Origin of the sequence: Baekduia sp. (genome assembly GCF_035318805.1) — a bacterium.
Classification (GTDB): Bacteria; Actinomycetota; Thermoleophilia; order Solirubrobacterales; family Solirubrobacteraceae; genus Baekduia.
Genome location: NZ_DATHDY010000007.1, coordinates 41,311 through 52,949 on the forward strand (window position 1 = coordinate 41,311; position 11,639 = coordinate 52,949).

12 protein-coding genes are annotated in these 11,639 nt (G+C 74.3%); 5 read left to right on the top strand and 7 right to left on the bottom strand.

What is annotated here, in order from left to right:
* The first annotated feature begins 76 nt into the window (after nt 1–76).
* Nucleotides 77–847: an MBL fold metallo-hydrolase gene (locus tag VK501_RS00545; protein WP_324333544.1), complete on the top strand. Its 771-nt coding sequence runs from the start codon at nt 77–79 to the stop codon at nt 845–847.
* A gap of 20 nt (nt 848–867) precedes the next feature.
* Nucleotides 868–1,119 carry a hypothetical protein gene (locus tag VK501_RS00550; protein ID WP_324333546.1) on the top strand — a complete coding sequence of 84 codons (252 nt, stop codon included), beginning with the start codon at nt 868–870 and terminating at the stop codon, nt 1,117–1,119.
* Nucleotides 1,120–1,299: 180 nt separating this feature from the next.
* On the opposite strand, the gene VK501_RS00555 is transcribed toward VK501_RS00550, so the two are convergent.
* The 3 genes from VK501_RS00555 to VK501_RS00565 all read right to left on the bottom strand — a co-directional run bounded on the left by VK501_RS00555 (nt 1,300) and on the right by VK501_RS00565 (nt 5,492).
* Entirely contained in the window at nt 1,300–2,346 is a 1,047-nt protein-coding gene (locus VK501_RS00555; protein WP_324333607.1) for a Glu/Leu/Phe/Val family dehydrogenase, read from the bottom strand.
* A gap of 29 nt (nt 2,347–2,375) precedes the next feature.
* Nucleotides 2,376–3,917 (bottom strand): sigma-70 family RNA polymerase sigma factor, encoded by a 1,542-nt coding sequence (locus VK501_RS00560; protein ID WP_324333547.1) that lies wholly within the window; start codon nt 3,915–3,917, stop codon nt 2,376–2,378.
* Nucleotides 3,918–4,052: 135 nt separating this feature from the next.
* Entirely contained in the window at nt 4,053–5,492 is a 1,440-nt protein-coding gene (locus VK501_RS00565) for an aminobutyraldehyde dehydrogenase (protein ID WP_324333549.1), read from the bottom strand.
* A gap of 65 nt (nt 5,493–5,557) precedes the next feature.
* On the opposite strand from VK501_RS00565, the gene bktB reads away from it, so the two are divergent.
* Both bktB and VK501_RS00575 read left to right on the top strand, forming a co-directional pair.
* Nucleotides 5,558–6,739: a beta-ketothiolase BktB gene (bktB, locus tag VK501_RS00570; RefSeq protein WP_324333551.1), complete on the top strand. Its 1,182-nt coding sequence runs from the start codon at nt 5,558–5,560 to the stop codon at nt 6,737–6,739.
* 94 nt (nt 6,740–6,833) lie between these two features.
* Nucleotides 6,834–7,475: an SCP2 sterol-binding domain-containing protein gene (locus tag VK501_RS00575; protein WP_324333553.1), complete on the top strand. Its 642-nt coding sequence runs from the start codon at nt 6,834–6,836 to the stop codon at nt 7,473–7,475.
* Between the two features lie 15 nt (nt 7,476–7,490).
* Here VK501_RS00575 and VK501_RS00580 read toward each other — a convergent pair whose 3' ends face one another.
* From VK501_RS00580 to VK501_RS00590, 3 genes are all read right to left on the bottom strand, one after another.
* The gene (locus VK501_RS00580; protein ID WP_324333555.1) at nt 7,491–8,495 is read right to left on the bottom strand and encodes an NAD-dependent epimerase/dehydratase family protein; all 1,005 of its coding nucleotides are present in this window, start codon (nt 8,493–8,495) and stop codon (nt 7,491–7,493) included.
* A gap of 56 nt (nt 8,496–8,551) precedes the next feature.
* Nucleotides 8,552–9,205 (bottom strand): pyridoxamine 5'-phosphate oxidase family protein, encoded by a 654-nt coding sequence (locus tag VK501_RS00585; protein ID WP_324333557.1) that lies wholly within the window; start codon nt 9,203–9,205, stop codon nt 8,552–8,554.
* A gap of 71 nt (nt 9,206–9,276) precedes the next feature.
* The gene (locus VK501_RS00590) at nt 9,277–9,921 is read right to left on the bottom strand and encodes an NUDIX hydrolase (protein WP_324333559.1); all 645 of its coding nucleotides are present in this window, start codon (nt 9,919–9,921) and stop codon (nt 9,277–9,279) included.
* Between the two features lie 44 nt (nt 9,922–9,965).
* Here VK501_RS00590 and VK501_RS00595 point away from each other — a divergent pair, with 44 nt between their 5' ends.
* The gene (locus VK501_RS00595) at nt 9,966–10,148 is read left to right on the top strand and encodes a rubredoxin (protein WP_324333560.1); all 183 of its coding nucleotides are present in this window, start codon (nt 9,966–9,968) and stop codon (nt 10,146–10,148) included.
* A gap of 100 nt (nt 10,149–10,248) precedes the next feature.
* On the opposite strand, the gene bioA is transcribed toward VK501_RS00595, so the two are convergent.
* Nucleotides 10,249–11,631, bottom strand: a complete 1,383-nt coding sequence (gene bioA / locus VK501_RS00600) for an adenosylmethionine--8-amino-7-oxononanoate transaminase (protein WP_414641032.1) — start codon at nt 11,629–11,631, stop codon at nt 10,249–10,251.
* Nucleotides 11,632–11,639: the final 8 nt, after the last annotated feature.

An 11,639-nucleotide genomic window follows, 5' to 3' on the forward strand; every position in this document is an offset into this window, starting at 1 on the left:
GCCAGCCGTCGCCGCCGGAGGTGGGTCCCCAGTCGCGACAGCGACACAGTCTCAGCCACCACTAGCCTTCGCGGCGATGTCCGACCTGCTCGCCGCCCACGACGTCGCGCTCGTGCGGGCCGGCAACCCCGGGCTGCTGACGCTGTCGGGGACGAACACGTGGCTGGTCGGCCACGACCCGTGCTGGGTGATCGACCCGGGGCCGCTGCTGGAGGAGCACGTCGCGGCGGTGCTGGCCGCGGGCCGGCAGCGCGGCGGGATCGCCGGCATCGCGCTGACCCATCACCACGGCGACCACGCCGACGCCGCGGACGAGCTGGCGCGGCGCGCCGGCGGCGCGCCGGTCTCCGCGGCCCGCCACGCGGGCGCGCAGCCGATCGGCGAGGGCGGCGCGGTCGGGCCGCTGCGGGCGATCGCCCTGCCCGGACACGCGCCGGATCACCTCTGCTTCGCGCTCGGCACCGCGTGCTTCACCGGCGACGCGGTCCTCGGCGAGGGCTCGGTCTTCATCGCGCCCGACCCGGGCGCGCTGCGCGGCTACCTCGCGGGGCTGGAGCGGCTGCGCGAGCGCGGCTTCGCGGTCCTGCTGCCCGGACACGGGCCGCCGGTGACCGACGTCGACGCGCGGCTGGCCGGCTACCTCGCGCACCGCCGCGACCGCGAGCGGCGGCTGCTCGCCGCCCTGGACGCGGGCGCGCGGAGCACCGACGCGCTGCTGGACGCCGCCTGGGACGACGTGCCCGACCAGCTGCGGCTCGCGGCCACCGTGACGCTCGCGGCGCACCTCGACAAGCTCGAGGAGGAGGGCAGGCTGCCCGACGGCGTGCAACGTCCTCGCTGGGACTGACGGTCTACCCTTCGCCGGAGATGCTCGCCAACGCCTACGGGATCTTCATCTGTGTCGCCGGCGTGGTCGGGATCGCCTGGATCATCTACCTGATGCGCAACGGCGACAAGGACCGCCACGAGGAGGACGCCGCGCGGATCTTCTTCGACGAGCACGGCCACTGGCCCGACGAGACGCTCGAGGAGGCCGAGGCCGAGCGGGCCCGCATCGCCGCCTCGGCCGGCGCGCCCGTCCCGGGCGTCACCCGCGCCTCGTCCGACGGCCTGGTCTAGGGGTGCCGTAGGCGGCCGGCGAGGCCGAGGCCCACGACGGCCAGCCGTCGCCGCCGGAGGTGGGTCCCCAGTCGCGATAGCGACACCGTCTCCGAGGGGAACACTGGCCCAGAGGGCCAGGTTCCCTTGCGGGTGTTCGCCCAGGGGGCGAAACCCGCGGCAGGTGACGGACCCACGCTCCTAGCCGGCCAGGTTGCGCTCGGCGCGCGCCGTGGCGGCGGCGAGCGGCGTGGTGTTCGACGCGTCGGCCGCGTCGAAGATCGCCCGCAGCGTGTCACCGATCTCGCGGGTCTTGGCCTTCGCGCGCTCGGGGTCGTAGCCGCCGGGCTCGAACTCGACGGAGATGTTGACGATGCCGCCCGCGTTGGCGACGAAGTCCGGCGCCCAGAGGATGTCGCGCTCGCGCAGGAGGTCGGCGACGTCGGCGGAGGCGAGCTGGTTGTTGGCGGCGCCCGCGATCGCCGGCGCCTGCAGCTGCGGCACCACGTCGTGGTCCAGGACGCCGCCCAGCGCGCACGGCACCAGGACGTCGACCGCCGAGGTCATCGCCTTGGCCGGCGTCGTCCACGCGGCGCCGAGGCGGTCGGTCTCCGCGCGCTTGGAGCGGTCGATGTCGGCGACGACGAGCTCGGCGCCGGCCTTGGCCAGCAGCTTGGCGACGCGCAGGCCGACGTGGCCGAGGCCCACGACCGCGACGGCGCGGCCCTTGAGCTCGGGCGTGCCGAACGTCCGCTCGACGGTCGCCTCGATCGCGTGGAGGACGCCCTGGGCGGTGAACGGGCTGGGATCGCCCGAGCCGCCCGAGCGGCGCGAGAGCCCGCTGACGTACTGCGTCTGCGTGGCGATGGCGGTCATGTCGGCGGTGGACGTGCCGACGTCCTCCGCGGTGACATAGGTGCCGCCGAGGCGCTCGACGGTCTCGCCGAAGTCCAGCAGCGCGTGGCGGCGGCGCTTGGCGTCGAGGCCCTCGCCCGCCGGCACGACGATGACGCCCTTGCCGCCGCCGAGCGGCAGGCCGGCGACCGCGGACTTGAGCGTCATGCCCTCCGAGAGGCGCAGCGCGTCGCGGATCGCGGCACGGTTGTCCTCGTAGGTCCACATGCGGCAGCCGCCCAGCGAGGGGCCGCGCACCGTCGAGTGGACGGCGACGATCGTGAACAGCCCGGAGCGCGGTCCACGCCGCGCGTAGAGCTCCTCGTGGTCGAGTGTCGCGAGGTAGCGCTCGATCGGGCGACCCTACCGCGTGGACGGCGCGATCAGCCCGCGGGGGTGGGCACCGCGGCGCCTTGGGCGACCGGCGCGCCGGCCGTGGGGGCGACCTGCCCGGAGGGCCCGGCCGTGCCGGTGCCCGAAGACGGTGGTGCCGTCGCGCCGCCGGTGCCGGGGGCGGTCGGCGCGCCGCCGGGGACGGTCGCGCCGGTGCCGGGCGTGGCGGTCCCGGGAGCGCCCGGGGCCATGGCGCCGCTCGTCGCGTCGCCGGGCGCCGCCCCGGACGTGCCCGTGCCCGCCGGCCCGGCGCCGCTGCCTGCGGCGGGCGCCGGCTCGTCGGGCGCCTCCAGCCCGCCGGTGATCGGCTCGTAGGCCGGTGCCTTGACGGCCGGACCCGTGGAGGACTCGGCCGGGAGCCGGTCGAGCGCCGCGACCGTCCGGGGCGCCTTCGTGGCCCCGTGCACCGTCAGCACCCGGGCGCCCGCGGTGCGGTGGACGACGAGGTCGACGCGGCGCTGCGTGTCGGGCGCGGCCGGCGTGCCGGCCGGAACGTGGCGGACGATCGGCGCCGCGGCGGCGGCGCGCGCGGCATCGCGCTGGTGCTGGACGTTCTCCACGGTCGCGGCGCCGCCGCCGACGACGGCCGCCGCCGCCACGACGGCCGCGACCTTGCCCGCGGTGGCCGCGGCCGCGCCACTGCCGAGCGTCGCGGCGCCGGTGCTCACCGCCGCGGCCCCGCCACCGCCGACGACGCCCGTGCCGGCCGCGGCGCCCGAGCTCGCGCCGCCGATCCCCAGGATCTGGGCGAGCGTCGCCAGCGGGCCGGCGCTGGGCGCCAGGCCGTTGAGCTGCTTGTCGAGGTGGCGCAGCGCCGCGCGGTAGTCGCGGCAGCCGGCGCACTCGCGCAGGTGCTTGCGGGAGCGGCCCGAGGAGCGCACGCCGCGGTCGAACGCCGCCGCGAGGTCGGTGCGGATCTCCGCGCAGCCGGTGTCGCGCGCCTCGATGGCCTCGACCAGGCCCACGCGGGCCCGGACGAGCAGCGACTTGATCGCGGGGACGGTGACGTCCAGCGCGTCGGCCAGCTCGTTGTAGGAGAGGCCCTCCATCTCGCGCATCAGCAGCGCCGACCGCTGCTGCTCGGGCAGACGGCGCACGTCTTCGACCAGGCGGCGCAGATCCTCACGGCGCTCGGCCTCGGCCATCGGATCCTGCTGCGGCCCCCGGTTGAGGTCGTAGATGTCGGACGGCGACGGCGTGGGGCGCCGCAGCTGGTCGATGCAGCGGTTGTGCGCGACGCGGTACAGCCAGGCGCGCAGGAGCACCTCGCGCCCGTCGACCCGCAGCGCGTCGTAGGCGCGCAGGAACACGTCCTGCAGGACGTCCTCGGCGTCGGACGACGAGCCGCCGAGCATCTGCCGCGAGTAGGCGAACAACCGCGGCCGGTAGCGGTCGTGGATCGTCCCGAATGCCTCGTCGTGGCCCGCCCGGAACAGCGCGACCAGCTGGTCGTCGGTCCGTAGGCGCAGCAGGGGGCCGGCGACCGTGAGACGGCCGAGCCCGACGGGGTGCGATAGCGCTGAAGCTTCCACAGTAGTCGTCCTCCGCCGACTCTAACGGGGCGTGGGGACGAAGGTTGCGCGTTCTCACGGAAATCTCTGAGAGAACGACGAAGGGCGACGCTGCTCGCGCCGCCCTTCGCCGGAATCGGGTATGTCGCGCGCGTGCTAGCTGAGGCTCGCCATCACGTGCTTGACCTGCGTGTAGTCCTCGAGCGCGTACATGGACAGGTCCTTGCCGTAGCCCGACTGGCCGTAGCCGCCGTGCGGCATCTCGCTGGCCAGCAGGCCGTGGTTGTTGATCCACACGCAGCCGAAGCGCAGCGCGTTGGCGACGCGCAGCGCGCGGCCGACGTCGCGCGTCCAGACCGACGACGCCAGGCCGTACGGCGTGCCGTTGGCCCAGGCGATCGCCTCGTCCTCGTCGCTGAAGCGCTGCACGGTGAGGACCGGGCCGAAGATCTCCTTCTGGATCATCTCGTCGGCCTGCTGCAGGTTGGCGACGACCGTCGGCTCCAGGAAGAAGCCGGGGAGCTCGGGCTCGCGGCCGCCGGTGACGACCTCGGCGTGGGCGGGCTTGCGCGCCAGGAAGCCCTCGACGCGCTCGCGCTGGCCGGCGCTGTTGAGCGGGCCGAGCGTGGTGTCGGCCGAGCGCGTGTCGCCCATGACGTAGCCCCTGGCCTGGTCGGCCAGGCCGGCGACGACGTCGTCGTAGACCTTCGGGGCGACCATGACGCGCGTGGCGGCCGTGCAGTCCTGGCCGGCGTTGTAGTAGGCGAAGCCCGCGATCTCCTCGACGACCGACGCGACGTCGACGTCGTCGAACACCACGACCGGCGCCTTGCCGCCGAGCTCGAGGTGGACGCGCTTGAGCGTGTCGGAGGCGGCGCGCGCCACCGCCTTGCCGGCCTCGACCGAGCCGGTGATCGAGACCATGTCGACGTCGTCGTGGGCGACGATCGCCTTGCCGACGTCGTCGCCGCCGAGCACGACGTTCAGCACGCCCTTGGGCAGCAGGTCGGCGGCGAGCTCGGCGAGCTTGACGACGGTGACCGGCGTCGAGGGAGCCGGCTTGAGGACGATCGTGTTGCCGGTGGCCAGCGCCGGGCCGATCTTCCAGACGGCCATCATCAACGGGTAGTTCCACGGCGCGATCTGACCGACGACGCCGACGGGCTCGCGCCGGATGATCGACGTGTACCCGGCGAGGTACTCGCCGGCGGGCTTGCCCTCCATCGTGCGCGCGGCGCCCGCGAAGAAGCGCAGGTTGTCGACCCACACCGGGACCTCGTCGGCCTTGACGGCCTCGATCGGCTTGCCGGCGTTGTCGGCCTCGAGGGTGGCGAGCTCGTCGCCGTGCTCCTCGATGAGGTCGGCGAGCTTGAGGAGGGCGAGCGCACGCTCTCCGGGAGGCGTGGCGGCCCAGCCGGGGAAGGCGCGGCGGGCGGCGGCGACGGCGCGGTCGACGTCGGCCTGGCTGGAGGACTGCGCCTGGCCGATCTCCCCACCCGTCGCCGGATTGAGGACCGGGGTCGTCGCGCCCTCCGCGGCCTCGACGAACTCGCCGTCGATGAAGTTCCGCAGTGGAAGGGTGGCGGTCGTGCTCATGCGCCCGAACGTATCACCGCCTAGTCTTCCCGCCCGGACAACCGGTCCTCGAAAGGAACGCCAGCTTGACCAACGTCGTCATCTCCTCCGCCGCGCGCACCGCGATCGGCTCCTACGGCAAGTCGCTCGCCGGGGTCAGCCCCAGCGACCTCGGCGCCACGGCCGCCCGGGCCGCGATCGAGCGCTCCGGCCTGTCGCCCGAGCAGATCGAGCACGTCGTGTTCGGCAACGTGATCCACACCGAGACGGCCGACGCCTACATGGCGCGCGTCGTCGGCATGAAGGCCGGCGTCCCCAAGGAGACGCCCGCGTTCACCGTGAACCGCCTGTGCGGAACCGGCGTGCAGGCGCTCGTCTCGGCCTGCCAGGCCATCCAGACCGGCGACGCGTCGGTCACCCTGGCGGGCGGCGCGGAGTCCATGAGCCGCGCGCCGATGTGGATGACCCAGGGCCGCTGGGGCTCGAAGATGGGGCCCGCGCCGATCGTCGATCCGGTGCAGGGCGCGCTGACCGACCCGTTCCACGACATCAAGATGGGCGTCACCGCCGAGAACCTGGCCGAGCGCATGGGCATCACGCGCGAGGAGCAGGACGCGTTCGCGGTGGAGTCCCACCGGCGCGCGAGCCGCGCGCAGGCCGAGGGCCGCTTCGACGACGAGGTCGTGCCGGTCGCGATCCGCGTCAAGCGCGACACGGTCGACTTCGACAAGGACGAGCACATCCGCCACGAGGCCGACCAGGCGGGCATGGCCAAGCTGCCGACGATCTTCAAGAAGGACGGCGGCACGGTCACCGCGGGCAACGCGTCGGGGATGAACGACGCGGGCGCGGCGCTCGTGCTGATGAGCGACGAGAAGGCCGCCGAGCTCGGCGCGCCGGTCCGTGCGCGGATCCTGTCCTACGCGTCGTGCGGCGTGGATCCGGCGATCATGGGCATCGGCCCCGTGCCGGCGGTCCGCAAGGCGCTGGACCGCGCGGGGGTGACGCTCGACCAGGTCGGCGTGATCGAGCTCAACGAGGCGTTCGCCGCGCAGGCGCTGGCGGTCATGAAGGACCTCGACCTGGATCCCACGAAGGTCAACCCCAACGGCGGCGCGATCGCCCTCGGGCATCCGATTGCGGCGACCGGCGCGGCGATCACCGCCAAGTGCCTGTCGGAGATGGAGCGCGGCGACCATCGGTACGGCCTCGTGACGCTGTGCATCGGCGGCGGCCAGGGCATCGCGCTGCTGCTCGGGCGGGAGTAGGGCCGGGGCCAAGGAGCCTGTTGAAGGTTTTCGTCCGGCCGGGTGGAGGTGGAAGGAGTCGACGTCCATCGTGGGTAGGTACCCTCCGCGGCCCATGGCGCACTACGAGACCGACGCCGAGGTCTACGACCAGCTCGGCGGCATCCTGACCAACCTGGTGTACAACGCTGCTCGCCGCGAGCAGCTGCACCAGGCCGACGCGGTCGTCCAGTTCGCCTTCCGGCACCCGGACGCGACCGTCACGCTCGACGTGCGCGCCAACAAGCAGGCCCGCGTGGACCTGGGTGACACCAAGCTGCGCGCCGACGTCGTCCTGGCGATGGACGCCGACACCGGGCGCGCGATCCTGCACGGCGAGCTGAGCCCGACCCTCGCGCTGGCCCGCGGCGACGTGCGCACGAAGGGACCGGTCGGCAAGGTCCTGCGCGTCGTGCCCGTGACCGTCGGCGCCCACGAGGTCGAGGCCGACCTGCCGATCGAGGCGCCGCCGGAGCCGCAGGCGGCGCCGGCCGAGCCCGCTGCCGCCGAGGCACCGGCCGCAGAGACCGAGGCGCCGGCGGAGGCCGAGGCGCCCACGGCGGAGCCCGAGGCGCCGGCCGAGCCCGCCGCCGACGCTGCGCCCGCCGAGCCCGAGGCCCCCGTTGCGGAGCCCGAGCCCGAGCCCGCCGCCGACGCTCCGCCCGCCCCCGGCGACACCCCGGCCGCGGACTCGCCCGAGGCCGACGGCGCCGCCTGAGCGGCGCTTGCGGCGTCAGGCGCTGACGACGGGGCGCGCGGCGGCGACCGTCGCGCGCAGCGTGTCGGTCGCGTCGTGCGCAGGGCGCCAGCGCAGCAGGCGCCGCGCGCGGGCGGTGTCCATCAGCGTCGGGCGGCGCACCGCCTCGATCCACGTGACCTCGTCGGGCACCCGGGGCAGCCGGGCGACGACCTCGGCGGTGGCCTCGACGGCCAGGTCGGGCACCGGCACGCTGTAGTACCCCAGCTCGCGGGCGAGGTCGGCCATCGTGATCGTGCCGTCGCCCGCCAGGTTGTAGGCGCCTGGCTCGCCGCGGCCCAGGACACCGGCCCGCAGCGCGGTCGCCACGTCGTCGTGGTGGACCAGCTGGAACGGCACGCCCGGATCGGGCAGCACGGGCTTGATGGCCGGCACGCCGTCCAGCAGCGCGCGCAGCGGGCCGGGCAGCCGGTCGCCCCAACGCACGTACGGGATCTGGTTGACCAGGATCGGCGCCTCGGGCCCCGCGACGATGCACGGCCGGAAGATGTAGGCGTCGGTCTCGGCGTCGTCGAGCACCTCGCTCAGCAGCGCCTCGACCTGGGCCTTGTGATGGGAGTACGGCATCTGCGCGTTGCCCGTCGCCGGATCGCTCTCGACGATCGGGCGGTCGAGGTCCGGGAAGCCGTAGGCCGCCACCGACGAGGCGTAGACGAGCCGCTGCGCGCCCGCGGCGACCGCCGCCTCGAACACGTTGCGCGACCCCTCCAGGTTGATGTGCTCGCTCTCGCTGGAGCCCGCGACGATGACGAACGCGAGGTGCACGACGACGTCGGCGTCCGCGACGAGCTCCTCCACCGACCCGCGGTCCAGCACGTCGCCCTGGCGGTACTCGACCTTGCGCCACCCGTGCTCCTCGGGCGAGAACGGCCGGCGCGCCATGCCGATGATCCGGTCGACGTCGCGCGAGCGGTCCAGCGCGCGCACGAACGGCTTGCCGATCTCCCCGGTCGGGCCCGTCACCGCGACGGTGAGGCCCACGTCAACCCCTTCCGACCTCGCGCGGTGGCGCGGTGACCGCGACCGTGAGGCCCACCTCAGGCGTCCAGCACCGCGTGCGGGACGAAGGCCCAGCCGCCGCTCTGCCGCACGAGGTCGCCGTGGACCCGCGGGCCGCGGCGGGCGTGCAGGCAGGCCGGGCCGGCCTCGACGGGCATGCCGACCGGCAGCCGCGGGAGTCGCAGGACCCCGTCGCCCGCGTCGGGCGCGACCTGCAGGCGTGCGGCGAACGGGAAGCCGTCGGGGCCCACGCAGGCCAGCAGCGCGGAGTCCAGCGCCTCCAGGCGCGCGTCCCAGACGGCGTCGCCGCCCTCGGGACCGCGGTGGCCGACCTCGGGCTCCTCGTTGTGGCCGGAGCGCACCTCCTCGAGATGCGTGTCGAACAGCCGCGGCTCGGCGTCGGGATCGTCGGAGCGCCACGCGTAGACGCGCTCGGGCTGGACGTGCAGGCCGTCGGCGGCGCGTGCGGTGCCCTGGACGAGCACCATCGGGCCGTCGTCGGCGAACAGCAGCGCCACGTGCGGATCCACGACGGTCTCGCGCTCGGCCACGTCGATGCATGGGCCGCCGGGGCGGTAGGCCGGGGTGACCGACCGGGCGACGGGCCGGCCGCGATCGTCGATGGTCACCAGCTCGGCGGAGGTGCAGCCCGCGAAGACGTCGCGGAGCTCGGACGGCAGCGTGGCGGTCATGGGCCGACATTACGCCTCGCGCGGACGCACCGCCAGGCTTGGTGTACGCCATCGCGGCGACGGGCGCCGGGTCAGCTCGCGTCGGGGGCGTCGTCGTACCCGGGCTCGCCGGGCAGGACGATGCGCGCCTGCTCGCCGCCCAGGACGACGCGCGGGGTGACGGCGACGACCTCGCGGCCGCGCGCGTGGTCCAGCAACGCGTCCGACGTGGGGAAGATCGACAGCTGCTCGAGGTGCTTGATGGTGGGGAACACCAGCAGCAGGCGGCCCTCGCGCTGGGCGGCGAGCGCGTCCTGCGGCGCGAACCAGCCGAAGTCGACGCACTCGGCGCCGTCGACGCGCGGCTCGGACCCGTCGGGGGCGGGCGCCAGGAAGAAGTGGGTGTCGAACCGGATCTTGACCTCGGGTGGCGTGATCCAGCGCGAGAACTTGACGAGCCCGTCGGCGGTCACGCCCTCGATCGCCGCCTCCTCGGCCAGCTCGCGGACGGCGGCCGCACGGTGCGCGCCGTCGCCCTGGCCCTCGCCGTCGTCGACGGCGCCGCCGGGGAAGACCCAGGCGCCACCCATGAAGCGCGCCTCGGGGTTGCGCTGGACGAGCAGCACCTCGAGCGTCTCCGCGCCACCTCTCAGCACGATGACGGTGGCCGCTTGGCGCGGCGCCGTCACCTCGCCGTCGTTCAGCTCTTCGCCGGGACCCGGCCGATCAACGTCCACCCGGGCAGCCTACTGGCCAGCTGGCCAGTACCTTTTCGGAGGACATGAGCGACACCGCCACCGTGCAGAAGTGGATCTGCGAATCCTGTGGGTTCATCTACGACCCCGCCGACGGCGACCCCGACGGCGGCATCCCGCCCGGGACCGCCTTCGAGGACATCCCCGACACGTGGTTCTGTCCCGTGTGCGGCGCCCGCAAGCGCGACTTCGTGGCCTACGCGGGCTAGGGGAACGCTGGCCCAGAGGGCCAGGTTCCCTTGCGGGTCTTCGCCCAGGGGGCGAAACCCGCGGCGGGTTGGGGAGCCACGCTCCTGGTGGGCCACTTGATCAGACTGCGGGAGCGGCCCCCGGGGCCGTCTCCCGCCGTCGATCGCCCTCAGCGCGATCGGCCGCGCCGGTCGCCACCGCGATCGCCTCGGCGGTGATCGCGACCAGCCGGCGCAGCTCGTCCTCGCCGATGGCCAGCGGCGGCATCAGCACGATGACGTCGCCGAGCGGCCGGAGGATCGCGCCGCGCTCGCGGGCGGCCAGCGTCACCTGGTGACCCATGCGCGCCTGCAGCGGGAAGGCGGTCAGCTCGATGCCGACCATGGTCCCGAGCCGCCGGATCTCGGCGACCGTCGACAGCGGCGCGACCTGCTCGCCGAGCAGCTCGCCCAGCAGCTCGAGCTTCGGCGCCAGCGCCGCCAGCGTCCCCTCCTGCTCGAACACGTCGAGCGTCGCGATCGCCGCGGCGCAGGCCAGCGGGTTGCCCGTGTAGGTGTGCCCGTGGAAGAACGTGCGGAGCTGCTCGAACTCGCCGAGGAAGCCGTCGTAGATCCGCTCGGTCGCCAGCGTCGCGGCCAGCGGCAGGTAGCCGCCGGTCAGGCCCTTGGCCACGCTCATGAGGTCGGGCACGACGCCCTCCTGCTCGCACGCGAACATCGTGCCGGTGCGCCCGAAGCCGGTGGCGACCTCGTCGCAGATCATCAGCACGCCATACGCGTCGCACAGCGCGCGCACCGCGCGCAGGTAGCCCGCCGGGTGCATCAGCATCCCGGCCGCGCCCTGCACGAGCGGCTCCATGATCAGCGCGGCGATCTCGCCGCCGTGCTCGGCGAAGATGCGCTCCAGGCCGTCGACGTCGCCCGGCGTGGTCCGGAGCCCGTCGAACAGCAGCGGCCGGAAGAGCGTGTGGAACAGGTCGATGCCGCCGACCGAGACCGAGCCGATCGTGTCGCCGTGGTAGCTCATGTCCAGGTACACGAACTTGGTCCGCTGCCCGTCGCCGCGGATCTTGTGGAACTGGAACGCCATCTTCAGGGCGATCTCGTTGGCCGTCGAGCCGTTGTCGGAGTAGAAGACCCGCGTCAGCTCGCGGTCGCCCTTCGGCGCCACGGCGAGCAGCTTCTCGGCCAGCTCGATCGCCGGCGGGTGCGACAACCCCAACATGGTCGTGTGCGCCACGCGGTCCAGCTGCGCCCGCACCGCCGCGTCGAGGGCCGGATGCCGATGGCCGTGGACGGTGCACCACAGCGACGACACGCCGTCGAGGTACGCGTTGCCGTCCGTGTCGTACAGCGTGCAGCCCTCGCCGCGCTCGATGATCGGCGCGTCCTCGCCGATCCAGCCCTGCTGCTGCGTGAACGGATGCCAGAGGACCTCCCGGTCCAGCGCGCGGAGAGCTGCAGTCGTCATGGCCCGAACGGTATGGCCCCGCACGGACGCCATCGCCGGCC